Below are 24,747 nucleotides of genomic sequence, written 5' to 3' on the forward strand. Positions count from 1 at the left end.
GGCTCGGGCGGGTGCGGGTCAGACGTCGAGGAACCGCACGCCCTTGGCGTTGCGGGTGATGAACGCGCGGCGGGCTTCCACGTCCTCGCCCATCAGCACGCTGAACAGCTCGTCGGCCGTCGCGGCGTCGTCCATCGTCACCTGGGACAGCACCCGGTTGGCCGGGTCCATCGTCGTCTCCCACAGCTCGGCGGCGTTCATCTCGCCGAGGCCCTTGTAGCGCTGGATGTTGTCGTCCTTGCCGATCTTCTTGCCCGCGGCGAGACCGGCCTTGATGATGCCGTCGCGCTCGCGGTCGGAGTAGGCGTACTCCGGCTCGGCGCGCTGCCACTTGACCTTGTACAGCGGCGGGTTGGCCAGGTAGACGTGGCCGTGCTCGATCAGCGGGCGCATGAAGCGGAACAGCAGGGTCAGCAGCAGGGTGCGGATGTGCTGGCCGTCGACGTCGGCGTCGGCCATCAGCACGATCTTGTGGTACCGCAGCTTGGCGATGTCGAAGTCCTCGTGGATGCCCGTGCCGAACGCGGTGATCAGCGACTGGACCTCGTTGTTCTTCAGCACGCGGTCGATGCGCGCCTTCTCCACGTTGATGATCTTGCCGCGGATCGGCAGGATCGCCTGGAACATGGAGTCGCGGCCCTCCTTGGCCGAGCCGCCCGCGGAGTCGCCCTCCACGACGTAGATCTCGCACTCCTCCGGGTTGGTGGAGCGGCAGTCCTTGAGCTTGCCGGGCAGGCCGCCGATGTCCAGCGCGCCCTTGCGGCGGACCAGCTCGCGGGCCTTGCGGGCGGCGATGCGGGCCTGCGCCGACGACACCGACTTGGTGACGATCGTCTTCGCCTCGTTGGGGTGGCGCTCGAACCAGTCGGCCAGGTGCTCGTTGGTCGACTTCTGGACGAACGACTTGGCCTCGCTGTTGCCCAGCTTGGTCTTCGTCTGGCCCTCGAACTGGGGCTCCTTGAGCTTGACCGAGATGATCGCGGCCAGGCCCTCGCGGATGTCGTCCCCGGTGAGGTTGCTGTCCTTCTCCTTGAGCAGCTTCTTGTCGCGCGCGTACTCGTTGACCACGCGGGTCAGCGCGGCGCGGAAGCCCTCTTCGTGCGTGCCGCCCTCGTGCGTGTTGATCGTGTTGGCGAACGTGTACACCGACGGCGTGTAGCCGGTGTTCCACTGCATCGCCACCTCGACCTCGAGGTCTTCGCCCTTCGCCTCGAACGAGACGACCTTCTGGTGCACGGCCTCGCGGGTGTGGTTGATGTGGCGGACGAAGTCCTCCAGGCCACCGGGGTAGTGGAAGCGCCGCTCGCGCACGGCGGCCACGTGACCCTCGGCGTCGGCCTCGGCGTCGGCGTCCTGCACGCGCTCGTCGCGCAGGACGATGGTCAGGCCCTTGTTGAGGAACGCCATCTCCTGCAGCCGGCGGGAGATCGTCTCGATGTTGTACTCGGTGGTCTCGAAGATCTCCGGGTCGGCCCAGAACGTGATTGTCGTGCCGGTCTCGTCGGTCGGCTCGCCCTTGGCCAGCTCGTGCGCGGGCTTGGTGTTCTCGAAGCGCTGGTTCCACGTGAAACCGTCGGTCTTGACCTCGACGTCGACGGCGGTGGACAGCGCGTTGACCACGGAGATGCCGACGCCGTGCAGGCCGCCGGACACTGCGTAGGAGTCGCTGTCGAACTTGCCGCCCGCGTGCAGCTTGGTGAGCACCACTTCCAGGGTCGGCTTGTTCTCGACCGGGTGCATGCCGACCGGGATGCCGCGGCCGTCGTCGACGACCCGGACGCCGCCGTTGGCCAGCAGCGTCACGTCCACGAGCGTCGCGTAGCCCGCCATGGCCTCGTCGACCGAGTTGTCCACGACCTCCTGGATCAGGTGGTGCAGACCGCGCTCGCCGGTGGAACCGATGTACATGCCTGGGCGCTTGCGGACCGCTTCCAGGCCCTCCAGGACGGTGATCGAGGACGCGTTGTACTCATTCTTCTTGGCTGCCACGGGCCTGGTGTCTCCTCGGACTTCACGCGACTGGGACCGTCGCCGGGCGACGCTGGGTTGCGCTACCCCACGATTCTACCGGGGCAGACCGACAGAAACGCGTTGAGGACACCCCTGGTTCGCTCACAGGCGGCCCGAAGTGAACGCGCACGGGTGCCGACGGCTGGTCGCGGGGTCGGAATCGGCTGGTGAGCGCTCACCGCGCCACAGGATCGCCGCTGCGGCCCTGACGCCGGTCACCCGTAGGTGTCACGTGGGCCGCGGCCCGGGACGTGCCTGGGGCCGTAGCGCCAGCTGGGCGCCGCCGGGCCCTGCACCTTCAACGTCCGCACGACGTCGTTGCCGACCCCCGCCGCGATCCGCTTGAGCAGGTCGCGCTGGAGCAGCCGCAGCTGCGTGGCCCACGCGGTCGAGTCGGCCTGGACGGTCAACTCGCCGTCGTTGAGCGCTATCGGCTGGGCGTGCTCGGCCACGTCCTCCCCCACCAGCTTCGGCCACCGGGCGAACACCTGGCCGCCGGCCAGCCGCTCGGCCCAGCCGCGGTCGGCGGCGATCCGGGAGGCGAGCCTGCCGAGGGGCTGGGGGTCGCGGTCGTCCGGCCCGGGACCCGACCAGCGGCGACGCCGACGGCGACCGGTCGCGCCCGCGGCGCCCTTGCGGACACCCCGCACACCGCGCTCCTTGGCCGACGCGCGGGCGGCCTCCAGGGCGGCGCGGGCGAGGTCCGCTCCGCGCAATCCACTCTCTTGAGTGACCTCGGCTGTGGATATGTCCGGTTCGTGGGACGAGTTATCCACACCATCCACAGGGTTGTCCCCAGATGTGCCAGGCGTCACACCCGTTCGGGGCAATTCGTCAGACACGGCGCACCTCCCCGTGGCGGACGTCGAACCGCAACCCGTCCAGCTCCTCGGGCACGTCCTCCGCGACCGCCGCCGTGATGAACACCTGCTCCGCGCCGGCGGCCACCTTCGCCAGCTGGCGACGCCTGCCGCGGTCCAGCTCGGCGAACACGTCGTCCAGCACGAGCACCGGTTCGGCGCCCTCGGCGCGCAGCAGCTCGTACCCGCCGAGCCGCAGCGCCAGCGCGAAGGACCACGACTCCCCGTGACTGGCGTAGCCCTTCGCGGGCAGCTCGCCGAGCGCCAGCTCCAGGTCGTCGCGGTGCGGGCCGACCAGGCACACGCCCCGCTCGACCTCCTGCCCGCGCACCCGGTGCAGCTCGGCCAGCAGCGCGTCCTCCAGCGCCTCCCGGTCGTGCGGACCGCCGGCGACCGGGTCGGGGAACGCCTCCCCCAGGCTCGACCGGTACGCGATCCGGGCGGGCCGCGACTCCGGCGCCACCTCCGCGTACGCCGCGGTCACGTGCGGCGCGATGTCGGCGACCAGGTCCAGCCGGGCGGCCAGCAGCTCCGCGCCGTGCCGGGCCAGGTGGCCGTCCCACACGTCGAGGGTGCTGATGTCGGCGTTGCGCGACGCGCGGACGCTCTTGAGCAACGCGCCGCGCTGCTTGAGCACCCGCTCGTAGTCGCTGCGCACCCCGGCGTACCGCGGCGCGCGCGTGGTCAGCAGCTCGTCCAGGAACCGCCGCCGCTCGCCGGGGTCGCCGCGCACCAGCGCCAGGTCCTCCGGCGCGAACAGCACCGTGCGCAGGATGCCGAGCACGTCGCGCGGGCGCGGCACCGGGCCGCGGTTGATCCGCGCCCGGTTCGCCCGGCCCGGCGTGATCTCCAGCTCGACCAGCAGCTCGCGCCCCTCGTTGACCACCGCCGTCCGGACCACGGCGCGCGGGGCGCCGTGCCGGACCAGCGGCGCGTCCGTGGCCACCCGGTGCGAACCCAGGGTGGCCACGTACCCCAGCGCCTCGACCAGGTTCGTCTTGCCCTGGCCGTTGCGCCCGACCAGCACGCTCACGCCCGGCTCGAACGCCAGGTCCGCGTGCTCCCACGACCTGAAGTCGGTGACCTGCAGGTGCCGGACGTACAACGGGTCAGCTCTGGGTGCTGCCGGAACCGGACGAGGGACCCGCGGTCTGCACCGCGTGGCCGCCGAACTGGTTGCGCAGCGCCGCGACCGCCCGCATGGCCGGGGAGTCGTCCTGGCGGGACGCGAACCGGGCGAACAGCGCGGCGGAGATCACCGGCGCGGGCACCGCGTGCTTGATGGCCTCCTCGACCGTCCACCGGCCCTCGCCGGAGTCCTCGACGTGGCCGCGCAGGTCGTCCAGCTCCGGGTCCGACTCCAGCGCGCGGACCAGCAGGTCCAGCAGCCACGAGCGGACCACGGTGCCGCGCTGCCACGCCTTGATCGTGGCCGGCACGTCCTGCACCAGCTCCGAGGCCTCCAGCAGTTCGAAGCCCTCGGCGTAGGCCTGCATCAGGCCGTACTCGATGCCGTTGTGCACCATCTTCGCGAAGTGGCCCGCGCCGATGCCGCCCGCGTGCGCGAAGCCCTCCTCGCGCGGGCCCTCCGGGCGCAGCGCGTCGAAGATCGGCATGGCGCGCTCGACGTGCTCGGCGTCGCCGCCGACCATCAGGCCGTAGCCGTTCTCCAGGCCCCACACGCCGCCGGACACGCCGGCGTCCATGTACCCGACGCCCTTCTCGCCGAGCGCCTTGGCGTTCAGCTCGTCGTCGGTGAAGCGCGAGTTGCCGCCGTCGATCACCACGTCGCCCGGCTCCAGCAGGTCGCCGAGGTCGGCGATCGTCTGGCGGGTGATGTCGCCGGCGGGCACCATCACCCACACCACGCGCGGTGCGGCGAGCTTGCCGACCATGTCGGCGAGCGAGTCGGCGTCCGAGACTTCGGGGTTGCGGTCGTAGCCGACCACCTCGTGCCCCGCGCGGCGGATCCGCTCGCGCATGTTGAAGCCCATCTTGCCGAGGCCGACGAGTCCGAGCTGCACGGTCGTTTCCTCTTTCCTGGCGTCTGTGGTCGTGATCCTGGTCGATCAGCCGGGCAGGCGCACGGGCATCAGCAGGTAGAGGTAGCCCGGCGCCACGTTCCCATCCTCGTCCACCGGCTTGAGCAGCGCGGGCCGGCTGGGTGTGGTGAAGGACAAGTGCGCCCGCGGCGTGCGGACGGCCTGCAGGCCCTCCTGCAGGTAGGCCGGGTTGAACGCGATGGTGACCGGGTCGCCGGTGTACTCGACCGGCAGCTCCTCCTCGGCGCTGCCCTCGTCGTCGCCGCCCGCCGACAGGCGCAGGCCGCTGTCCACGAACTCCAGCCGTACCTGCGTGCCGCGCTCGGCGACCAGCGAGACCCGCTTGATCGCCTGCACCAGCGCGTCGACCTCGATGATCGCGGCCGAGGAGTGCTCGGAGGGCAGCAGCTGGCGGTACTTCGGGAAGTCGGCGTCGAGCAGCCGGGTGGTCGTGCGGCGGCCGGTGCCGGACAGGCCGAGCAGGCCGTCGTTCGCGGCGAGGGACAGCTCGACCTTCGCGCCGGACGCGCCGAGCGTCTTCGCCGAGTCGTTCAGGGTCTTGGCCGGGACGAGCACCGCGACCTCGCCCAGGGACTCGTTCGGCTCCCACGCGAACTCGCGCATCGCGAGCCGGAAGCGGTCGGTGGCGACCAGGGTCACCTTGCCCTCGCCGATCTCCAGCCGGACGCCGGTCAGCATCGGGAGCGTGTCGTCCTTGCCCGCCGCGACGGCGACCTGGGCGACGGCCTCGCCGAAGACCTCGCCGGGCAGCTCGCCGGCGAGCTGCGGCATGGACGGCAGCTGCGGGTAGTCCTCGACCGGCATGGTCGGCAGGCTGAACCGGGCGCTGCCGCAGGAGATCGTCATCCGGGAGCCGTCGACCGCGATCTCGACCGGGTGGTTGGGCAGCGCCTTGGTGATGTCGGCCAGCAGCCGACCGCTGACGAGCGCCTTGCCGCCGTCGGCGATGGTGGCCGGCACGCCGCACTGGGCGGACACCTCGTAGTCGAAGCCGGAGACGGTCAGCGCCTCGCCGGAGCCGTCCTCCGCCCCGGCGTCGAGCAGGATCCCGCCGAGCACCGCCACGGGCGGCCTGGACGGCAGGCTGCGGGCGACCCAGGCGACGGCGTCGGCCAAGCCGTCGCGCTCGACGCGGATCTTCATGGGGCGTCCTTCCTCAAGTCGGCATGACCAACAACAGCATGCGTTGCGGTGGGGGTTGGGGAGCCGCGGCCCTCGCCGGATCTTCCGACCCTCGGCGCGGAGGCTCCCCACCGTAGAGCGTCGAGGCCGTCCTCGTCACCTCGGGGCACACCCGGGGCGGAGCGCTGCCGAGCGCTCGTCCCCGGGGCCGGCCCCCGCCTGTTTTTTCTTTGTTCTTCTCTTCAAGGGAAGACAACAGCAACAGCAGTAAGGGCTGTGGATTGTGTGGACAACCCCGGTTGTCGCAGTTCGCGGGCCGCGCGGAGGTGTGGATGAACGGGGGGTGTCACCCGGGGACAACTCGGCGCACCCGGGGAGAACTCCGGCGGTGCTCCGTTCGGTCCACAGGAAGGCCGAGTTGTCCCCGGGTTAATCCCCGGGTGTGGGCCGAGTTGTACCCGGGTGCTGCACAGGGTGATGGTGGGCCGGATCTCCCCCGACGGGGCACTTTTCTGAGGCTGTGGACAACTCGCGGCCGGGCGTTCACCTGCGCTCCGGCGGGCGTCCGGGAGGTCGGGGCGTGGTGACGAGGCGTTCGACCGCTCCCGGGTGGGGCGGGGGTACCTCACACGGGCGACTCGAAACAACCCCCGTTGGCCCCACGGGCGAAGAGGACTTTTCGGGCGGTGGGGAGGTGGGGGCCCGGTCCCGGTGGGGAGGGGTGCGGTGGGTGGCGCCCGGGTGACGGCGGTGCGGTGGGCGGCGGTCGGGGGGTGGGTGGCGGTCGCACCCGGGTGCGGTCGGGGTGGGGTCCGGGTCGCACCCGGGTGCGGCGGCGGCACCCGGGGACGGGAGGGGTCGCACCCGGGTGCGGAGCGGTTCGAGGCGGGGGTCCGCGCGAGGGGCTGCCGGCGGGTCGGCGGTGGGTCGACGGCGGACCGGGCGGCGGGCTGGCGGTGGGCCGGCCGGTCGGGCGGTGGGTCGGCCGGCGGGTCGAGCGGTAGGCCGGCAGTGGGTATGCCGGTGGGCCGGCGGTGAGCTGGCGGTAGGTCCGCAGGCGGGTCGGCAGCGGGCCGGGCGGTGCGTCGGCGGTGCGTCGGCGGTGGGTCTGCCGGCGGGCTGGAGGCGAGTCTGTCGGTGGGGCGGCGACAGGTCTGCCGGCGGTCTGCAGACGGGTCGGCGACCTGTCGCCGGTGGATCGGCCGATGGGTCGGCGAGCAGCCGATGGGGTCGGCGGTGGGCGGGAGCGGCCGGTGAGCGCGCGGGCGACTGCTCGGTGCGAAGAGTGCGGCGGGCTCAGGCGCCTGGCCGGTAGTTCAGTGCGAGCGGCTGCTCGGGGGCCGAGCGGGAAGGCGCAAGCGTTTGCGAGGTCAGGGGGTGTGGCGGGCGCGCTGCTTGATGCGCGACGTCAGCTCCTGGACCTGCTCGTACACCCGGCGGCGCTCGGCCATCTCCTTGCGGATCTTCTTGTCCGCGTGCATGACGGTCGTGTGGTCGCGCCCGCCGAACGTCTGGCCGATCTTCGGCAGCGAGAGGTCCGTCAGCTCGCGGCACAGGTACATGGAGATCTGCCGCGCCTGCGCCAGCACCTTCGTCTTGCCCGGCCCGCACAGGTCGTCTATCGACACGCTGAAGAACTCCGCCGTCACGGCCATGATCGTCGGCGCGGTGATCTCCGGCGCGTGCGAGTCCGGGATGAGGTCGCGCAGCACTATCTCGGCCAGCTGGACGTCGACCGGCTGCCGGTTGAGCGACGCGAACGCCGTCACGCGGATCAGCGCGCCCTCCAGCTCCCGGATGTTGCGCTCGATCCTGGCCGCGATGAACTCCAGCACCTCGGCCGGCGCGGCCAGGCGGTCCTGCGCCGCCTTCTTCCGCAGGATCGCGATCCGGGTCTCCAGCTCGGGCGGCTGGATGTCGGTGATCAGGCCCCACTCGAACCGCGTCCGCAGCCGGTCCTCCAGCGTCTCCAGCCGCTTGGGCGGCCGGTCGGACGACACGACGATCTGCTTGTTCGAGTTGTGCAGGGTGTTGAAGGTGTGGAAGAACTCCTCCTGCGTGCCTTCCTTGCCCTCCAGGAACTGGATGTCGTCGACGAGCAGCACGTCGATGTCCCGGTACCGGCGTTGGAAGGCGACCTTGCGGTCGTCGCGCAGGGAGTTGATGAAGTCGTTGGTGAACTCCTCGGTCGACACGTACCGCACGCGCATCCCGGGGAACAGCCGCTGGGCGTAGTGCCCGACGGCGTGCAGCAGGTGGGTCTTGCCGAGCCCGGACTCACCCCAGATGAACAGCGGGTTGTACGCGCGGGCCGGCGCCTCGGCGACGGCCACCGCGGCGGCGTGCGCGAAGCGGTTGGACGCGCCGATGACGAACGTGTCGAAGTTGTACTTCTCGTTCAGCCTGGTCTGCGAGGACGCCGGGTTGGCGGGCCGGGTGTACGGCGTGCCGCTCGGCGCGGCGTGGCCGCCGCCGTAGGTCGGCCAGATCTCGGTGACGGCGGCGAGCGCTTCGCCCTCCTCGTCCACCTCGTCCTCGGTGTCGCCCTCGGTCTCGACCTCGACCGCCCACCCGCCGTTGACGGGAACGGGGCCGGGGCCGGGGCCGGGGCCGGGGCCGGGGCCGGGGCCGGGGCCGGGGCCGGGGCCGGGGCCGGGGCCGGGGCCGGGGCCGGGGCCGGGGCCGGGGCCGGGGCCGGGGCCGGGCACCGGCACGGGGACCACGCCGAGACCCGGCATGGGACCGGGGACGGATCCGGGCACGGCGGTCGGCACCGGGATGGGCGCCGTCACGGGATCGGGTGAATCGACCTTCACCGCCAGTGACACCGCTCGGCCGAGCCGGCGGGACAGGGCCGCGGTGATGGGCTCGCGCAGCGCGCGCTCGATGGCTTCCTTCGCGAAGTCGCTCGGCGCGGCGAGCAGCGCGGTCCCGTCGAGCAGCCCGATGGGCCGGGTCACGCGCATCCACGCGCGCTGCTGGGGAGACAACGTGCTGGCAGCCAACTCCTGCACGACCTGCTCCCACACGAGACCCAGATCGGCCTGGTGGTCGGACACCTCCGCGCTCCCCTCCCCTCGTGACGACTCCGCGGTCAGTCCCCGGGGGAACTTCCACGACGTGGACACGGAGAATAGAGGCATCCACAGAGTTATCCACAACTGTGCACGAACGGGGCACGGGGTCGCACCGGATCCCCCCGGCCGCGCCCCGAGCACCTGCGGCCCGCGCCGCCGGGTGTGACCAGGCCCCCGGCACTCGACCGGACCCGGCCCGCGCGCACCGCGCCACCCGTGAACGCCGCACGCTAACAAGGCGGGGGCCCTGCCACAAGGCGTTCCGGCGCGCAAGTGGTTTCCACGCCCGCGACGCCCCGTCCCGCCCCGGGGCGCCACCCCGATTTGGACCGCGCCCCCGGGGCTGCGTACCCTCGTAACCGTCTCCCGCTTGCGTGGGGTGCTTTTCGCGCGCCTTAAGGCTAGTTCGCTGGGGACAACCACAGACCTGCTTGGCAGTTAAGCACCGGGAGTCCGACCGTGAGCAAGGGTAAGCGCACCTTCCAGCCCAACAACCGTCGCCGTGCCAAGACGCACGGGTTCCGGCTGCGCATGCGCACCCGCGCCGGTCGCGCCATCCTGGCCGCGCGCCGTGGCAAGGGTCGCAAGCAGCTGTCCGCCTGATCGCCGCAGCGCCGTGCTACCCGCGGCCAACCGGCTGACCCGCAGCCAGGACTTCGGCCTGGTGGTCCGCCGAGGCCGCCGGGCCGGCCGGTCGCGGCTCGTCGTGCACGTCCTGACGTCGGCGCAGCCCACCTTGGACCCGTCCAAGGTGGGCTTCGTCGTGAGCAAGGCCGTGGGCAACTCCGTGGTCCGGCACCGGGTGAGCCGCAAGCTCCGCCACGTGGCGCGGGACCGCCTCGGCGTCCTGCCGCCCGGAACTTCCCTGGTCGTGCGCGCGTTGGCACCGTCAGCCGATGCGAACAGCGCCGAGCTCGGCCGGGACCTCGACGCGGCGCTGCACAAGGTGCTGCGATGACGACCGCCCAGGTGAGCCCCGTCGTCCGGGCTCTGCTGCTGCCGGTGCGCTTCTACCGGAAGTTCATCTCGCCGGCGTTGCCCCCGACCTGCCGTTTCCACCCGAGCTGCAGCGCGTACGCGGTGGAGGCGTTGACCGTCCACGGTGCGCTGCGGGGCACGTGGCTGACCCTGCGCCGGCTGGGTCGCTGCGGACCCTGGCACCCTGGTGGCCTGGACCCGGTTCCGCCGAGGCGAAACGCGGTCCCCGACCTTCCTGCCGAGGAGTAGCCAGTGCTCAACTTCATCTACTACCCGGTGTCCTTCATCCTGTGGTGTTGGCACTGGGTGTTCGGCCACGTCTTCGGCGAGGCGAGCGGGTTCGCGTGGGCCCTGGCGGTGGTCTTCCTCGTCTTCACGCTGCGCGCGATCCTGTTCAAGCCGTTCGTCGGCCAGGTCCGCTCGATGCGCAAGATGCAGGAGTTCGCGCCCGAGCTGCAGAAGATCAAGAAGAAGTACCCGAACGACAAGCAGCGCCAGGCGCAGGAGATGCAGAAGCTCCAGTCGGAGCACGGCGTCAACCCGCTGGGCGGCTGCCTGCCGATGCTGGTGCAGATCCCGGTGTTCATCGGCCTGTTCCACGTGCTGCGCTCGTTCAAGCCCGGCTGGGGCGAGGTCTACTTCTTCGACGCCCAGGGCGTCGAGTCGTTCGTCAACGCGAAGCTGTTCGGCGCGAACCTGTCGACGTTCATCACGATGCCGTGGGACGACCCGAGCACGCCCTCGCTGAGCGACTTCGGCACGGACCGCAGCGCGGTGCTGCTGGTGGCCATCCCGCTGATGATCATCGCCTCGATCGCGACGCACTTCACCGCGCGCCACTCGGTCGCCCGGCAGACGCAGGCCGCGACCGACAACCCGCAGACCGCGATCATGAACAAGCTGACGCTCTACATCTTCCCGGTGGGCGTGCTGGTCGGTGGTCTGTTCTTCCCCATCGCGATCCTGCTCTACTGGCTGAGCAACAACGCGTGGACGCTGGGCCAGCAGTACGTCGTGTACCACCGCATCGACCGCGAGGAAGAGGCGAAGAAGGTCGAGGTGACCACGCAGCGGCAGGCGCTCGCGCCCAAGCCCGGCGTGAAGCCCGCGACCAAGCCGAAGCCCGGCCAGAAGCCGCAGGTGCGCAAGCCCGCGGGCACGTCGTCGCCGGGTGCGTCGGCGTCGGGCACGGCGGCCGGGTCGGCCGCAGGCGCCTCCCCCGCGAAGCCCGCCGACGAGAAGCCGGCGCCGGACGCGAGCGGGTCCAACGGGACCGCCAAGCCGTCCACCGAGGTTCCCGGTCTGAGCCCAGACCGATCCCCAAGCAAGAAGCAGGGCAACAAGAAGCGTCGTTGACCCTGGAGAGGAGACATCGTGTCGGAGACGTTGCAGGCGGCCGACGTTGACGCACCGGAGGCCGACCAGGTCCCCCCGGCGCGGTCGGGGAGTTCGGAGGACCTGCTCGTCCAGGAGGGCGACATCGCCGGGGACTACCTCGAGCGGCTGTTGGACCTGCTCGACTACGACGGCGACATCGACCTCGACGTCGAGGCGGGTCGGGCGATCGTGAGCATCGACGGCGGTGACGACCTGGAGAAGCTGGTCGGTCCCCGCGGGACGGTCCTGGAGTCGTTGCAGGAGCTGACCCGGCTCGCCGTCCAGCAGGAGACGGGCGTGCGCAGCCGGCTCATGCTGGACATCGCCGGGTGGCGCGCCGGGCGGCGGGCCGAGCTGGCCGACCTCGGCCGGACGACGGCGGAGAAGGTGCTGGCGTCCGGTGAGCGGGTGCGGCTGCACCCGATGACGCCGTTCGAGCGGAAGGTCGTGCACGACGCGGTCGCCGCCGTGGCGGGCGTGCACAGCGAGAGCGAGGGCGAGGAGCCGCAGCGCCGCGTGGTGGTGCTGCCGAAGCCCTGAGCGGTTTCACCGAACGGCCCCGGTTCCCGTGAGGGAGTCGGGGCCGTTCGTCGTTCCGGGGGGTCGGGGTCGGGGGCGGGGCAAAGCCCGGGTGCTGTCAGCGAGCCAGGACGAGGTAGCGCTCGTCGTCGATCTCGCGGCCCCACAGCGCCGGGTCGGTCAGCGGCCGGACGTCCCCCTCCCCCAGCAGCGCCACGCACTCGGCGGCGGTCAGGCCGGCGCCGGTCGACCAGCGGCCCTCGACCAGGACGAGTCGGCCGCCCGGCTTGAGCAGCGCGCGCCACCGGTCGAGCACGGCGGCCGGGTCGGGCAGCGCCCACAGCACGTGCCGCGCCAGCACCACGTCGAACGAGCCCGGCGCGTACGGCGGGTGGGCGGCGTCGCCCTGCCGGAACTCGGCGGTCGGGACCTTCGCCCTGGCGGCGGCGATCATCCGCTCGGACACGTCCAGCCCGCGCACGTCATAACCGGCTCCGGCGAGCAGCGCGGTGAGGCTGCCGGTGCCGCAGCCGAGGTCGACCACGGCGGCCGGCGCGGGCGGCAGCACGGGCAGCAGGAGGTCGGCCCACGCGCGCCGGACGTCCGGGTCGCGCAGGCCGTGGTCGGCGTCCTCGTCGAACGTCGCCGCCCGGTCGTCCCAGAACCGCGCCTGCGCGAACGCGGTCAGCCACGCGCGCTGCTCGGCGGTCTCGGGCACGTCGCGCCCGCGTGCCGCGGCGATCGCCTGCCACGCGGCTTCGGGTGACGCGCCGTCCAGCACCAGGAGCGCGCCGGCGATCAGCGAGGACCGGCCGATGCCCGCCCAGCAGTGCACGAGGACGTGCCGGCCGGCGCGCAGGTCGGCCAGTGCCGGGGTCAGGTCCGGGGTGTGGGTGGGCGGTACGCCGAAGTCCGGGATGGGCAGCCAGTGGAACGCGATGCCGGCGTTCCGGGCGGCTTCGGCTTCGTCGGCGAGGTCCAGCTCGGCCAGTTCGGCCTCGGTCAGCGCGCACACGATCACGTCCACGCCGGCGGCGGCGAGCCGGTCGATGTGCGCTAGGCCGTGCGGGTGCCCCATGGTGCTCAACGCGCCCGGCCGGATCGCGTACATCGCGAGTCTCTTCCCTTCGTCGTGTTTCACGTGAAACGGTCGTGGCATGGCTGAGATCATCCGCAACCTCCGCGTCGCCGCCTACGCCGTGATCATCCAGGACGACCGGATGCTGCTGTCCCGTTGGCTGGGGTCGGACCGGCCGCGGTGGATCCTGCCCGGCGGTGGGCTCGACCACGGCGAGGACCCGTACGACGCGGTGGTCCGGGAGGTGTTCGAGGAGACCGGCTACCGCGCCGAGGTCGATCGGCTGCTGGGCATCCAGAACGTCCACGGCCCGATGGTCCGCGATGGGGTGGAGGTCGACTACCACCGCATCCGGATCATGTACGAGGCGCGGGTGGTGGGCGGGGAGTTGACGTTCGAGGTCGGCGGCAGCACGGACCAGGCGGCGTGGTTCCCGGTCTCGGAGGTGCCCGCGCTGGATCACGTGGAGTCGGTGGACTACGCGCTGGAACTCCTGCGGACCTCGCCCAAGGACGGTCGGATCGCCAGTTTCACGTGAAACACGCGAAACGCGCCACTCGGATTTGGCGTGTCGCCGGGGTGATCCGTCATAGTGGGGACCGGTACATCTCGTGGGGCTCACCGCCTCCTCCAACGAGGCGCCCACCCCCATCGCCCACACCCGGTCGCCGCCGCGTCTGGTGTGGTTTCACGTGAAACGTCCCGGACGGAGACATGGCCGCAGAGGTGGAAGACCGCGCGAAGAAGGTCTTCGGTGACCACTACGACAAGGCGGTCGCCTTCACGCAGTTGCTCGCGCAGCACGGCGTCGAACGCGGCCTGATCGGTCCGCGGGAGGTCGACCGGCTCTGGGAGCGGCACGTGCTCAACTCGGCCGTCGTCGCGGAGTTGCTTCCCGAGGGCGCGAAGGTCGTGGACGTGGGCTCGGGCGCGGGACTGCCGGGCATCCCCCTGGCGATCGCCCGGCCCGACCTGGACCTCACGCTCCTGGAGCCGATGGCTCGCCGGGTGGCGTGGCTGACCGAGTGCGTCGGGGTGCTCGGTCTGGAGGTCGCGGTCATCCGGGGACGGGCCGAGGAGGGGCCGGTGCGCGAGCAGCTGTCCGGCAGCGACGTCGTGACGGCTCGTGCGGTGGCCCCGTTGGAGCGGCTGACGCGGTGGTGCCTGCCGCTGCTGCGGCCCGGTGGGCGGCTGGTCGCCCTCAAGGGCGAGAGCGCCGCGGAAGAACTGGAACGCGACGCCGAGGCGGTGCGCCGGGCCGGAGGTATCCGACCGCGCGTCACCACCTGCGGCGCCGAAGTGCTCGAACTGCCGACGACGGTCGTGCTGGTGGAGCGCGATGAGCAGGCGACCCGCCGTGAAGGCGCGCGTCGCAAGAGGAAGGATCGGTGAACGTGTACCCCGACCCCCTGCAACCGGTGTTCCAAGCGGCCGGTGTTTCACGTGAAACCGAGCTTGGCGGTGCGGTGGGCGCAGGCGAAGTGCGCCGCCCGGCACCTGAGTCGACCCTGGCCAACAACGTGGAACCGGCAGGAGACAGCACCGTGTGGACCCCCATCGCGGAAGAAGCGGCACGCGCCACCCGCGTCCTGCACCCCGACTCCCTCCAACTCCCCCGCCCCGACCGTCGCCGCGTCATGGTCGTCGCCAACCAGAAGGGTGGCGTCGGCAAGACCACGAGCACGGTGAACCTGGCCGCCGCACTCGCCATCCACGGGCTCAAGGTCCTCGTCATCGACCTCGACCCGCAGGGGAACGCGAGCACCGCGCTGGCCGTCGAGCACCGCTCCGGCACGCCGTCGGTGTACGAGGTGCTGATCGGTGAGATGTCGGTCGCCGAGGCCGCCCAGGTGAGCACGGCGTCCCCGAACCTCTACTGCGTGCCCGCCACGATCGACCTGGCGGGCGCCGAGATCGAACTCGTCTCGATGGTGGCCCGCGAGTCGCGGCTGAAGGAGGCGCTGAGCCCCGAGGCGCTGGACCCGATCAAGCCGGACTACGTGTTCATCGACTGCCCGCCGTCGCTCGGCCTGCTGACCGTCAACGCGATGGTCGCCGCGCAGGAGGTGCTCATCCCGATCCAGTGCGAGTACTACGCGCTGGAGGGGCTGGGGCAGCTGCTGCGCAACATCGAGCTGGTGCAGGCGCACCTGAACCCGACGCTGAACGTGTCGACGATCCTGCTGACGATGTACGACGGCCGCACGAAGCTGGCCGACCAGGTGACCAGCGAGGTGCGCGGCCACTTCGGCGACACGGTCCTCAGGACGGTCATCCCGCGCAGCGTGAAGGTCTCCGAGGCTCCGGGGTACGGCCAGACGGTGCTCGCCTACGATCCCGGCTCACGAGGCGCGATGAGCTACCTCGACGCGGCACGGGAGATCGCCGAGTTCGGCGCGAGGATGGGGTCGGCATGACGGAACAGCGCAAGGGTGGCCTCGGCCGCGGGCTCGCGGCCCTGATCCCGAGCGGCCCTCCCCCGGGCACACCGGCGCCCACGCCGGTCCGGGTGGGCGGCGGCTCGTCGTCCGCCCCTGTGCTCCACCGTTCCGGCGTGGACACCTCGGCGCCGTCCGGCGAGGTGGCCGGTGCGGTGTACCAGGAGCTGCCGGTCACGTCGATCCGCACCAACCCGAAGCAGCCGCGCCAGGTCTTCGACGAGGAGGCGCTGCGCGAGCTGGAGCACTCGATCCGCGAGTTCGGCCTGATGCAGCCGATCGTGGTCCGGGCGATCGGCCCGGACCACTACGAGCTCGTCATGGGCGAGCGGCGGTGGCGGGCCACCCAGCTGGCCGGGCTGAAGACGATCCCGGCGATCGTCCGGCACACCGCCGACGACGTGATGCTGCGCGACGCGCTGCTGGAGAACATCCACCGCGTGCAGCTGAACCCGTTGGAAGAGGCGTCGGCCTACCAGCAGCTGCTGGAGGAGTTCGGCGTGACGCACGAGGAGCTGGCCGACCGGATCGGCCGCAGCCGGCCGGTCGTGACGAACACGATCCGACTGCTGAAGCTGCCGCTGCCCGTGCAGCGGCGGGTGGCGGCGGGGGTGCTGTCGGCCGGGCACGCGCGGGCGCTGCTGGGGATCGAGGACCCCGGCGTGCAGGAGGAGCTGGCGACCCGGATCGTCGCGGAGGGGATGTCGGTCCGGGCGACCGAGGAAGCGGTGACGCTGGCGAAGGGCGCGGAACCGGCGAAGGCGAAGCAGGTGCGGCGCAAGCCGATGCAGGCGCCCGGGTTGCAGGAGTTGGCGGAGAAGTTGTCGGACAACTTCGACACGCGGGTGAAGGTCGAGTTGGGGCAGCGGAAGGGGCGGATCGTGGTGGAGTTCGGGTCGGTGGACGACTTGGAGCGCATCATCCAGCTCATGTCCCCGGAGGCGGTTCAGCGCACCCGCAACCCCAGCTGACCCCTCCCCCTCGCGAGTCGAACGTTCAGGTACCGCGAGTTCAACATTCAGAGGTCAAGGAAGAGATTCCGGCTCGATTTGACATGGGGCCCTTACGGGCACCCCAGGCTGGCCAAAGCCGGCAGGCCCAAGGCACCCGAACCCATGTCAAATCGAGCCTCGGAGGGGTGGTTGCGGGTCCGATGGGGGTGGGTTGTTGAAACGGGCAAAACGGACTCGTTGGGGCTGCAAGGGATCACCCCAGGGTCTTATGTCACGGTGATGATTACGGCCCGTGTCCTAGCGGACACGGGCCGTCAGTGGTGTTGAGGGTTAGCGGGAGACGGCGCGTTCGATCAGAGCCGCGTAGATTTCGCCTAGGGATTTGCCTGCTGCCTCGACGGCCATGGGCAGGAGTGAGGTTTCGGTCAGGCCCGGGGACGAGTTCACTTCGAGGAAGTGGACGGTGCCGTCGGTGGCCACGATGGCGTCGGTTCGGGAGACGTCGCGCAGGCCCAGCAGGCGGTGGGCGGAGACGGCGAGTTCGCCGACGGCCTGGGCCGACTTCTCGTCCAGGCGCGCGGGGGCGTGGAAGTCGGTCAGGCCGGCGGTGTAGCGGGCGGTGTAGTCGTAGATGCCGTTCTCCGGGACGATTTCCACCGGGGGTAGGGCGTAGGGGCCGTCGGGACCGTCCACGACGGCTACGGCGACTTCGACGCCCTCCACGAACCGCTCCGCGAGGACGGTGTCGCCGTAGGCCAGGCAACCGACCATGGCGGCCGGTAGTTGGGCGGCGTCGCGGACCACCTGGGCGCCCAGTGCGGAGCCGCCCTGGTCGGGCTTGAGCATCAGGGGCAGGCCCAGGCGGTCGACCATGGCGTCCAGGACCGGTTGGGCGCCCAGTTCGCGGAAGGTCGCGTGGGGCAGGACGGCCCACTCCGGGGTGGACAGGCCCGCCCTCGCCAGTTCGGCCTTGGCGGTCGGCTTGTCCCACGCGCGTCGGCACGCCCGGGAGTCCGTGCCGACGAACGGCACGCCCACCAGCTCCAGGACGGTCTGCACCGAGCCGTTCTCGCCCTCGCCGCCGTGCAGGGCGACGACGACGGCGTCGGGGCGGTGCTCCTTGAGCTTGGTGAGCAGGTTGCCGTCGGCGTCCCACTCCTCCACGACCAGGCCGACCGAGCGGAGGGCGGCGGAGAGCCTGCGGCCGGATCGCAGGGACACCTCCCGCTCGTGCGAAAGGCCCCCGGACAGGACTGCGACCCAGCGGTTGGACAACTTGTGCTCCTGAATCAAGCGGTGTCGGGCGATGGGCTGTGCGGACCGGAGACGGCGCGGCCGACCGTGGGGCCGAACGTCTCGTGCAGCTCCATCTCGTCCTTGATGACGTTGGCGAGCCGCCGCACCCCTTCGCGGATGCGCTCGGGCGTCGGGTAGCAGTACGAGATCCGGAGCTGGCGGCTGCCGAGGCCGTCGGCGTAGAAACCGGTGCCGGACGCGTAGGCCACCCGCTGGGTGATCGCGCGCGGCAGCATGGCCTTGGTGTCGACGCCCTCCGGGGCGGTCACCCAGACGTAGAACCCGCCGGTCGGCTTGTTCCACGTGGAACCAACCGGCATGTGCTGTTCGAGGGCGGAGATCGCGGCGTCGCGCCGGTCCCGGTAGGCCTCGCGGTAGGTCTTGATCTGGCCCTTCCAGTCGTGCGTCGACAGGTAGCGCGACACGATCAGCTGGTTGAGCGTCGGCGGGCACAAGGTGGCCGACTCGGCGGCCAGCACCAGCTTCTCGCGGACGGCGTGGGGCGCGAGGACCCAGCCGACGCGGAGGCCGGCGGCGAAGGTCTTGGAGAACGAGCCCAGGTAGACGACGTTGTCCGGGTCGGTCGACCGCAGCGCCGGGTAGGTGGCGCCGTCGAAGCCCAGGAGGCCGTACGGGTTGTCCTCGACCACGAGGATGCCGTGCGCGCGGCAGATGTCCAGCACCTCGGCGCGGCGCTGGACGGCGAGCGTCACGCCGGCCGGGTTGTGGAAGTTCGGGATCGTGTAGAGGAACTTGATCCGCCCGCCGGACCGCTCGACGGAGGCGATGGCCTCGCGGAGGGCTTCCGGCACCAGGCCGTCGGCGTCCATGCCGACGTGCACGACCTGGGCCTGGTAGGCGGCGAACGAGCCGAGCGCGCCCACGTACGACGGGCCCTCGGCCAGCACGACGTCACCGGGGTCGCAGAAGATCCGGGTGACCATGTCCAGGCCCATCTGGGAGCCGACGGTCACCACGACGTCGTCCGGGTGGGCGTTGATGCCCTCCAGCGCCATCACGTCGCAGATCTGCTCGCGCAGCTCGGGGACGCCGTGCGCGCTGCCGTACTGGAGGGCGACCAGGCCCTCCGTGGCCACGACGTCGGCCACCTCGGCGCTGAGGGAGTCCAGCGGCAGTGCTGCCAGGTGGGGCATCCCTCCCGCCAGGGACACCACCTCAGGCCGGCTCGCCACCGCGAAGAGCGCCCGGATCTCCGACGCCGTCATGCCCGCCGTGCGCGCCGCGTACCTGCGCAGGTGGGGGTCGAGGCTTCTGGCTCCCTGCTTCGGGGGCTGTCCGGGTAGGTTCACGGGAAACTCCGTAGGTGGGCTGTTTACCGGCGGGTTTGTTCCCGCCCGAGTGTAACGGCCGTCCCGTTCGGGGCATCTGCCTTCCGGGCGGGGGTCACATCCGCCTATCCTCGGAGGAGGATGTGTCGGGGGCTTGGAGGTTCGGGTGTCGCGTCGTGCCGTGGGCGTCACCTTGGACAACCTGGAACACCTCTCCAAGCACAGCCGGACGTGCGTGTTCTGGGAGCTCGCTCCGCACCTGAAGGAGCAGGCCGAGGAGTTCGGCGACACCGAGTTCGAGAAGGAGGCCTGGGTCTCCAGCGTGCTGCTGGAGTGGGGCTCCTGCGGCCGGATCGTCTACGCCGACGGCATTCCCGCCGGGTCCGTGTTCTACGCGCCGCCCGCGGCCGTGCCCAGGTCGCTGGCCTTCCCCACGTCTCCGGTCAGCGCCGACGCGGTGCTGATGACGGGCCTTGAGGTGCTGCCCGAGTTCCGCGGTGGCGGGCTGGCGCGGGTGCTGGTGCAGACCGTGGCCAAGGACCTCACCCGGCGCGGCGTGAAGGCGATCGAGGCGTTCGGCGACAACCGGTCGCCCGACGACGGGCCGAGCTGCGTCACGCCGGCCGACTTCCTGCTCCAGGTCGGCTTCAAGACCGTGCGACCGCACCCGCGGTGGCCGCGGCTGCGACTCGAGCTGCGCAGCGCGTCCTCCTGGAAGGAAGACGTGGAGGCGGCGCTGGAGCAGCTGCTCAACTCGGTGACGGTGTCGACCGCGGAGCCGAGCTTCAAGCCCGTCTGACGGGCTAGAAGCGGTCGATCTCGCAGTTCTCCAGCGTGCCGCCCTGCATGAGGTCCAGCGCCTGCTCGCTGACCACGAGCTGCCCCTGGTCGGTGACGCCGAGGTCGTCCACGCCCGCCTGACCGGTGACCTCCAGCCAGTGGAACGTCGGCAGCTCCCGGCCCTCCAGCATCTCCGTGGCCTCGTCGGAGAGGGTGATGGTGGCCCGGCGCACCCGGAACGCGTCCAGGCCGCTGTCGACCAGCGTGTCGGCCAGGTCGTCGGTCACCAGGTAGACCGGGAAGGCTTCGACCAGGTCGTCACCGGCCCAGTCGGTGATCTCGTAGTGCACGGCCTCGATGCGCGGCGGGTGCGCGGCCGCGTCGATGACGGTTCCCTCGCCCAGCGCACCGGCGACCTCGGGTTCGAGGCGGTAGAACTCCATCTTGCTCCTCACCGGCTCGGCCGGCCAATAAGATCGACTCGTGGACGTGGGGGTGGAGATCCAGCGCGAGGTACTCGCGATCATCGAGGGATCGCGCGACTTCGAGAAGATTCGCACACTGCTCGACGGCTGGCAGGCCCAGGGCGTCCCGGCCGAGCGCCTGGTCGACGAGCTGACGGACCTGGCGCTCGACCTGCGTGCCCAGAACCGCGCGGACGACGAGGACGCGCTGCTGGACGTGCTGGACGTGGTCGCGGACTGGTAGCCGACCGGCGGTCAGCGGAGCTTGCCGGTGGCCACCTCGTGCCGCAGCAGGTCGTCCATGGTGAACGTGCCGGTCGGCTGGTCGTCCTTGCCCAGCAGGTACAGGCGCTTCACCGCGACCAGGATGCCCTCGGCCACGACGTCGCGGAACGACGGGTTCGCCAGCCGCTGCCGGTCCCCCGCGTTGGTCAGGTAGCCGACCTCCACCCGGACCGCCGTGCAGCGGGTCATCCGCAGCATGTCCCAGGTCTTCGGGTGGGTGCGGCAGTCCAGCATCCCGGTCCGCGCCGCGATCTCGCGCTGGATGAACCCGGCCAGCGCCTCGCCGACCGTGGACGACGTGCCGTTGCCCGTCCCGAAGTGGAACGTCGCCACCCCGGACGCCAGCGGCGAGGAGTTGCCGTCGGCGTGCAGCGAGAGGATCAGGTCGGCGCCCGCCTCGTTGGCGAACCGCGCCCGCTCCCCCTCGTCCGGGTTGTGGTTGGGCCCGCGGGTGAGCAGGGCCTCCATGCCGGTGGCGGCCATCTTGCCCTCCAGCAGCCTGGCCAGGTCCAGCATCACGTCGGCCTCGGCCACGCCGTCGACCACCACGCCGCGGTCGTCGCCGCCGTGGCCCGGGTCGATGATGATCCGCTTGCCGGACAGCCTCGGCCCGGCCCGCCGGACGCGTTCCTGCTCGCGCAGGAACACCGGTCGGCCGCCGCGCACCTTGGGCTGGAGCTGGCGCAGCGCGCGCACCGTGTCGGGACCGCACATGCCGTCCACGATCAGGCCGTAGTCGCGCTGGAAGCTGCGCAGCGCCTGCTCGGTCTGCTGGCCGAACTCGCCGTTGGCCCGCCCGGCGTCGTAGCCGAGCTCCAGCAGCCGCTCCTGCAGCGCGGACACGTCGTCACCGGTCACCGGCTGCGCCATCAGGAACGCGAGCGGGCGGTCGCCGAGCCGGAAGGTGGCGTCGCGCAGCGCGCGGTAGGTGGCGGGGCCGACGATCCCGTCGGTGATGAGCCCCCGCTGCTGCTGGAACGCGCGCACCGCGTGCTCGACCGGCAGGTCGAACACCTGGGACGGCTGCGGATCGGACAGCAGACCGAGCTTCGTCAGCGTTGCCCTGACCTCGGCGACGTCCGGACCGAAATCCCCGCGGCGGAGTAGCAGCATGCACCCCTCGCTCACTAAGGCGTCGACATCCATCGACGCGAACTTGACGGCCCTATTGTGCCTTGCTCGCGCCGGTGCCACGGACGGGGCTACTCGGAGTGGTCGTTATTCCACGAACGAGTGACCCGCCCGTCTCTTCTGCAGACGGACGGGTCACTCGGGTGGGTGTGCTCAGAGCACGTCGGAGAGGTCGTTGAGCAGCGCGGCCTTCGGCTTGGCGCCCACGATCTGCTTCACCGGCTTGCCGCCCTGGAACAGGATCATGGTCGGCACCGACATGATCTGGTAGTCCCGGGCGATGGACGGGTTGGCGTCGATGTCGAGCTTCGCGACGGTGATCTTCTCGGAGTGCTCGGCGGCGATCTCCTCAAGCACCGGGGCGACCATCTTGCACGGGCCGCACCAGGTGGCCCAGAAGTCGACCAGCACGGGCTTGTCGCTGGTCAGGACGTCATCGGTGAACGTCTTGGCGGACGTGACCACGGTGGAGCCTGCCATGTCGTGTTCTCCTCGCGAAAAAGTGGGTTCAGCTGGTGGTGACGGGCTCGCCGTAGCCGCCGCCGACGTGCTCGGCGGTGACGGCGGCCTCCGTGGTCCCGTGCTCGGCGAGCCAGCGCTCCGCGTCGATCGCGGCGGCGCAGCCCGAGCCGGCGGCGGTGATCGCCTGGCGGTAGGTGTGGTCGACGAGGTCGCCCGCGGCGAACACGCCGTCCACGTTCGTGTGGGTGGTCCGGCCGACGACCTGGACGTAGCCCTCGCCGTCCACCTCGACCTGGCCCTTGACCAGCTCGCTGCGCGGGTCGTGGCCGATGGCGACGAAGAAGCCGGTGAACGGGTGCTCGGTCACCTCGCCGGTGCGGGTGTCGCGGGTCTTCACGCCGGACACCGAGCCCTCGCCGAGGACTTCGACCACCTCGGCGTTGAGCAGCCACTTGATCTTCTCGTTGCCCCGCGCGCGCTCCAGCATGATCTTGGAGGCGCGGAACTCCTCGCGGCGGTGGATGATCGTGACGGACCGGGCGAACTTGGTCAGGAACGTCGCCTCCTCCATCGCCGAGTCGCCGCCGCCGATCACCGCGATGTCGTGGTCGCGGAAGAAGAAGCCGTCGCAGGTCGCGCAGGACGACACGCCGCGGCCGAGCAGTTCCTGCTCACCGGGGACGTGCAGGTAGCGCGCCGCCGCGCCCATGGCCAGCACCACCGCACGAGCGGCGTACCGCCGGCCGTTGGCGGTGACGTACTTCACCGGGCCGTCCAGCTCCAGGCCGTCGACGTCCTCGGCGCGCAGCTCGGCGCCGAAGCGCTTGGCCTGCTCGCGCATCTGCTCCATGAGGTCGGGGCCCATGACGCCGTCCCGGAAACCGGGGTAGTTCTCGACTTCGGTCGTGGTCATCAGCGCGCCGCCGTACTGCGAGCCCTCGAACACCAGCGGTTCGAGCTGGGCACGTGCCGCGTAGACCGCCGCGGTGTACCCGGCGGGCCCCGATCCCACGACGATCAGGTTCCGAACGTCCGACACCCTCGACCTCCGTTAGTCGCTCCCGGGCCCGGATCACCCGGCCCGGCTCTTCGCACAACGGATCGTAGGGTGCGGTAATTCCGCACCGCCGCGGTGAGTTGGGCTACCCGGCCGTGCTAGGGCTCGATCGTGCTGTTCGCCAGCACCCCGTCCGGGTTGTCCGGACCGCAGGTCCGGGGGTCGACCACCACGATCCGGTACGCCCCGGGCGCGCCCGCGGGCAGGATCGCCATCACGGCCGGCTTGTCGTCCAGCGTGATGGGGCTGACCCCGAGCGGCTTGCCCGCGGAGATGTTGGCGCCGCGCAGGCAGTCGGCCAGCTTGTCCTGGTTCTCCAGCGGCCCGTAGTTCTGGGCCTTGAGCACGTCGCCGAACACCGGGCCGTAGTTCTCGCCGCGCACCGCGGGCATCCCGGGCGGCGCGGCGCTGCCGGTGGCGGGCGTCGAGGTCTGGTCGGGCTGCGCCATGCCGCCGTCGTCGGCCGCGTCGTCCCGCGGGATCGCCACCACGGCGACGCCGACGGCGACCGCGGCCGCCGCGAGCAGCCCGGCGCCCCAGCCGAGGCGCTTGGCGCGACGGGCCTTGGCCCGCGCGAAGTCGACCACCGGCGCGGTCGGGCGCGCCTCCTCGGCGAGGGCGGCGTCGATCCGGTCGGCGACGTGGCGGGGCATGGGGATCGGCGGCAGGTCGTGCAGGTCGGCGAGGGTCGCGTCGAGGGCGGCCAGGACCTCCCTGGCCTCCGGGTCGTTCTCGACCAGCGGCCGCAGCTCGGCCTCGGTCCGCGGGTCCAACGCCCCGGCGTGCAGGTCAGCCAGCAGGTCGACGGACCACGGCGGCCCCGAACGCCGCGCATTGCCGGTCATCGTTCCTCCAACTGACGTCCCTGTTGCACCTGCACATCGTTCAGTGGGACGTTCGCATCTGCACCCTGGTTCCGGAGGTGCCCCAGAACTTTGGCGAGCTTGGCCCGCCCGCGGGCGCACCGCGACTTGACCGTGCCCTCCGCGATGCCCAGCATCTGCGCCGTTTCGGCCACCGAGTAGCCCTCCACGTCGACCAGCACGATCGGCGCGCGCTGCTCCTCCGGCAGCTCGTTGAGGGCCGCCTGGACCACCAGGCGGGTCTCCCGCTCGGCCATCGCGTCCCGGGGCGCCACCGGCTCGCCGGGGCCCGCCTCGGGCAGCGGCACCGTCGGCCTGGTTTGTCGTCTGCGCATCCGGTCCAGGCAGGCGTTCACCACTATTCGGTGCAGCCAGGTGGTGACCTGGGACTCGGCGCGGAAGCCGGCCGCCGCCCGGAAGGCCGAGATGAACGCCTCCTGGAGCGCGTCCGCGGCCTCCTCCGGGTCTCGCAGCGTGCGCAGCGCGACGGCCCACAGGCGGTCCCGGTGCCGGCGCACCAGCTCGGCGAAGGCGTGCGGGTCACCCGCGGCGTGCGCCGCGATGAGGTCTGCGTCCGAGCTGGCTGCGGCGGTCACGCCGGGAGCCTAGCGGGCGCGCGCCGAGGCCCGGACCGGGACCTGAGGG

26 protein-coding genes are annotated in these 24,747 nt (G+C 71.5%); 11 read left to right on the plus strand and 15 right to left on the minus strand.

The genetic code is table 11. The annotated features are described in order from the left end of the window. Positions 1-18 precede the first annotated feature (18 nt). The 6 genes from gyrB to dnaA all read right to left on the minus strand — a co-directional run bounded on the left by gyrB (position 19) and on the right by dnaA (position 9,114). Positions 19-1,989, minus strand: coding sequence for a DNA topoisomerase (ATP-hydrolyzing) subunit B (gyrB, locus tag AB0F89_RS07300; RefSeq protein ID WP_367133847.1), 1,971 nt, complete (start codon positions 1,987-1,989; stop codon positions 19-21). Between the two features lie 236 nt (positions 1,990-2,225). Next, a complete protein-coding gene (locus AB0F89_RS07305; RefSeq protein ID WP_367133849.1) occupies positions 2,226-2,726 on the minus strand; it encodes a DciA family protein in 501 nt (166 codons plus the stop codon). A gap of 118 nt (positions 2,727-2,844) precedes the next feature. Continuing rightward, positions 2,845-3,975, minus strand: coding sequence for a DNA replication/repair protein RecF (recF, locus tag AB0F89_RS07310; RefSeq protein WP_367133850.1), 1,131 nt, complete (start codon positions 3,973-3,975; stop codon positions 2,845-2,847). Between the two features lie 4 nt (positions 3,976-3,979). Continuing rightward, positions 3,980-4,894, minus strand: a complete 915-nt coding sequence (gene gnd, locus AB0F89_RS07315; protein WP_367133852.1) for a phosphogluconate dehydrogenase (NAD(+)-dependent, decarboxylating) — start codon at positions 4,892-4,894, stop codon at positions 3,980-3,982. Between the two features lie 45 nt (positions 4,895-4,939). Next, on the minus strand, positions 4,940-6,076 hold the full coding sequence (dnaN, locus tag AB0F89_RS07320; protein WP_367133854.1) for a DNA polymerase III subunit beta: 1,137 nt from the start codon (positions 6,074-6,076) through the stop codon (positions 4,940-4,942). A gap of 1,349 nt (positions 6,077-7,425) precedes the next feature. Beyond that, the gene (gene dnaA / locus AB0F89_RS07325; RefSeq protein WP_367133856.1) at positions 7,426-9,114 is read right to left on the minus strand and encodes a chromosomal replication initiator protein DnaA; all 1,689 of its coding nucleotides are present in this window, start codon (positions 9,112-9,114) and stop codon (positions 7,426-7,428) included. 477 nt (positions 9,115-9,591) lie between these two features. Here dnaA and rpmH point away from each other — a divergent pair, with 477 nt between their 5' ends. From rpmH to AB0F89_RS07350, 5 genes are read left to right on the plus strand one after another with little or no spacing between them, the layout of a single operon-like run. After that, complete coding sequence (gene rpmH / locus AB0F89_RS07330; RefSeq protein ID WP_073897783.1) at positions 9,592-9,735, plus strand: 50S ribosomal protein L34; 144 nt, start codon at positions 9,592-9,594, stop codon at positions 9,733-9,735. Positions 9,736-9,748: 13 nt separating this feature from the next. Next, positions 9,749-10,090 (plus strand): ribonuclease P protein component, encoded by a 342-nt coding sequence (rnpA, locus tag AB0F89_RS07335; RefSeq protein WP_367133858.1) that lies wholly within the window; start codon positions 9,749-9,751, stop codon positions 10,088-10,090. Beyond that, positions 10,087-10,359: a membrane protein insertion efficiency factor YidD gene (gene yidD, locus AB0F89_RS07340; RefSeq protein WP_367133860.1), complete on the plus strand. Its 273-nt coding sequence runs from the start codon at positions 10,087-10,089 to the stop codon at positions 10,357-10,359. Before rnpA ends, yidD begins: the two co-directional genes overlap by 4 nt. 3 nt (positions 10,360-10,362) lie before the next feature. Next, positions 10,363-11,466: a membrane protein insertase YidC gene (gene yidC, locus AB0F89_RS07345; protein WP_367133862.1), complete on the plus strand. Its 1,104-nt coding sequence runs from the start codon at positions 10,363-10,365 to the stop codon at positions 11,464-11,466. Between the two features lie 18 nt (positions 11,467-11,484). Next, entirely contained in the window at positions 11,485-12,027 is a 543-nt protein-coding gene (locus tag AB0F89_RS07350) for a protein jag (RefSeq protein ID WP_367133864.1), read from the plus strand. A gap of 97 nt (positions 12,028-12,124) precedes the next feature. On the opposite strand, the gene AB0F89_RS07355 is transcribed toward AB0F89_RS07350, so the two are convergent. Continuing rightward, positions 12,125-13,117 carry a methyltransferase domain-containing protein gene (locus AB0F89_RS07355; protein ID WP_367133866.1) on the minus strand — a complete coding sequence of 331 codons (993 nt, stop codon included), beginning with the start codon at positions 13,115-13,117 and terminating at the stop codon, positions 12,125-12,127. A 46-nt stretch (positions 13,118-13,163) separates the two neighbouring features. Here AB0F89_RS07355 and AB0F89_RS07360 point away from each other — a divergent pair, with 46 nt between their 5' ends. From AB0F89_RS07360 to AB0F89_RS07375, 4 genes are all read left to right on the plus strand, one after another. Further along, positions 13,164-13,622, plus strand: a complete 459-nt coding sequence (locus tag AB0F89_RS07360) for an NUDIX hydrolase (protein WP_367133868.1) — start codon at positions 13,164-13,166, stop codon at positions 13,620-13,622. Between the two features lie 176 nt (positions 13,623-13,798). Next, a complete protein-coding gene (gene rsmG / locus AB0F89_RS07365) occupies positions 13,799-14,476 on the plus strand; it encodes a 16S rRNA (guanine(527)-N(7))-methyltransferase RsmG (RefSeq protein ID WP_367133870.1) in 678 nt (225 codons plus the stop codon). 116 nt (positions 14,477-14,592) lie between these two features. Beyond that, complete coding sequence (locus AB0F89_RS07370; RefSeq protein ID WP_367138749.1) at positions 14,593-15,501, plus strand: ParA family protein; 909 nt, start codon at positions 14,593-14,595, stop codon at positions 15,499-15,501. Continuing rightward, positions 15,498-16,493: a ParB/RepB/Spo0J family partition protein gene (locus AB0F89_RS07375; RefSeq protein WP_367133872.1), complete on the plus strand. Its 996-nt coding sequence runs from the start codon at positions 15,498-15,500 to the stop codon at positions 16,491-16,493. The genes AB0F89_RS07370 and AB0F89_RS07375 overlap by 4 nt, the downstream gene beginning before the upstream one ends. A 312-nt stretch (positions 16,494-16,805) precedes the next feature. Here the strand turns inward: AB0F89_RS07375 and AB0F89_RS07380 are convergent, their stop codons facing one another. Further along, a complete protein-coding gene (locus tag AB0F89_RS07380) occupies positions 16,806-17,750 on the minus strand; it encodes a D-alanine--D-alanine ligase (protein WP_367133874.1) in 945 nt (314 codons plus the stop codon). Between the two features lie 14 nt (positions 17,751-17,764). Next, positions 17,765-19,081 carry a PLP-dependent aminotransferase family protein gene (locus tag AB0F89_RS07385; RefSeq protein ID WP_367133876.1) on the minus strand — a complete coding sequence of 439 codons (1,317 nt, stop codon included), beginning with the start codon at positions 19,079-19,081 and terminating at the stop codon, positions 17,765-17,767. A gap of 145 nt (positions 19,082-19,226) precedes the next feature. Between AB0F89_RS07385 and AB0F89_RS07390 the strand changes: the two genes are divergently transcribed. Beyond that, on the plus strand, positions 19,227-19,859 hold the full coding sequence (locus AB0F89_RS07390; protein ID WP_367133878.1) for a GNAT family N-acetyltransferase: 633 nt from the start codon (positions 19,227-19,229) through the stop codon (positions 19,857-19,859). A gap of 4 nt (positions 19,860-19,863) precedes the next feature. On the opposite strand, the gene AB0F89_RS07395 is transcribed toward AB0F89_RS07390, so the two are convergent. Further along, positions 19,864-20,283, minus strand: a complete 420-nt coding sequence (locus tag AB0F89_RS07395; protein WP_367133880.1) for a hypothetical protein — start codon at positions 20,281-20,283, stop codon at positions 19,864-19,866. 40 nt (positions 20,284-20,323) lie between these two features. Between AB0F89_RS07395 and AB0F89_RS07400 the strand changes: the two genes are divergently transcribed. Next, on the plus strand, positions 20,324-20,548 hold the full coding sequence (locus AB0F89_RS07400) for a hypothetical protein (RefSeq protein WP_367133882.1): 225 nt from the start codon (positions 20,324-20,326) through the stop codon (positions 20,546-20,548). An 11-nt stretch (positions 20,549-20,559) separates the two neighbouring features. Here AB0F89_RS07400 and AB0F89_RS07405 read toward each other — a convergent pair whose 3' ends face one another. The 5 genes from AB0F89_RS07405 to sigM all read right to left on the minus strand — a co-directional run bounded on the left by AB0F89_RS07405 (position 20,560) and on the right by sigM (position 24,698). After that, positions 20,560-21,702: an N-acetylmuramoyl-L-alanine amidase gene (locus AB0F89_RS07405; protein ID WP_367133884.1), complete on the minus strand. Its 1,143-nt coding sequence runs from the start codon at positions 21,700-21,702 to the stop codon at positions 20,560-20,562. Between the two features lie 171 nt (positions 21,703-21,873). Continuing rightward, a complete protein-coding gene (trxA, locus tag AB0F89_RS07410; protein WP_367133886.1) occupies positions 21,874-22,200 on the minus strand; it encodes a thioredoxin in 327 nt (108 codons plus the stop codon). A gap of 28 nt (positions 22,201-22,228) precedes the next feature. Further along, on the minus strand, positions 22,229-23,221 hold the full coding sequence (gene trxB, locus AB0F89_RS07415) for a thioredoxin-disulfide reductase (RefSeq protein ID WP_367133888.1): 993 nt from the start codon (positions 23,219-23,221) through the stop codon (positions 22,229-22,231). Between the two features lie 116 nt (positions 23,222-23,337). Continuing rightward, positions 23,338-24,084, minus strand: coding sequence for a hypothetical protein (locus tag AB0F89_RS07420; protein WP_367133890.1), 747 nt, complete (start codon positions 24,082-24,084; stop codon positions 23,338-23,340). Next, positions 24,081-24,698, minus strand: a complete 618-nt coding sequence (gene sigM / locus AB0F89_RS07425; protein WP_367133892.1) for an RNA polymerase sigma factor SigM — start codon at positions 24,696-24,698, stop codon at positions 24,081-24,083. The genes AB0F89_RS07420 and sigM overlap by 4 nt, the downstream gene beginning before the upstream one ends. Positions 24,699-24,747 lie beyond the last annotated feature (49 nt).

Source organism: Saccharothrix sp. HUAS TT1 (assembly GCF_040744945.1).
Classification (GTDB): Bacteria; Actinomycetota; Actinomycetes; order Mycobacteriales; family Pseudonocardiaceae; genus Actinosynnema.

Coding starts and splice junctions, on each gene's coding strand:
- dnaN (WP_367133854.1), bottom strand. CDS start 6,076: ATGAAGATCCGCGTCGAGCGCGACGGCTTGGCCGACGCCGTCGCCTGG.
- yidD (WP_367133860.1), top strand. CDS start 10,087: ATGACGACCGCCCAGGTGAGCCCCGTCGTCCGGGCTCTGCTGCTGCCG.
- AB0F89_RS07355 (WP_367133866.1), bottom strand. CDS start 13,117: ATGTACGCGATCCGGCCGGGCGCGTTGAGCACCATGGGGCACCCGCAC.
- AB0F89_RS07360 (WP_367133868.1), top strand. CDS start 13,164: ATGGCTGAGATCATCCGCAACCTCCGCGTCGCCGCCTACGCCGTGATC.
- rsmG (WP_367133870.1), top strand. CDS start 13,799: ATGGCCGCAGAGGTGGAAGACCGCGCGAAGAAGGTCTTCGGTGACCAC.
- AB0F89_RS07375 (WP_367133872.1), top strand. CDS start 15,498: ATGACGGAACAGCGCAAGGGTGGCCTCGGCCGCGGGCTCGCGGCCCTG.
- AB0F89_RS07395 (WP_367133880.1), bottom strand. CDS start 20,283: ATGGAGTTCTACCGCCTCGAACCCGAGGTCGCCGGTGCGCTGGGCGAG.
- AB0F89_RS07405 (WP_367133884.1), bottom strand. CDS start 21,702: ATGCTGCTACTCCGCCGCGGGGATTTCGGTCCGGACGTCGCCGAGGTC.
- trxA (WP_367133886.1), bottom strand. CDS start 22,200: ATGGCAGGCTCCACCGTGGTCACGTCCGCCAAGACGTTCACCGATGAC.
- AB0F89_RS07420 (WP_367133890.1), bottom strand. CDS start 24,084: ATGACCGGCAATGCGCGGCGTTCGGGGCCGCCGTGGTCCGTCGACCTG.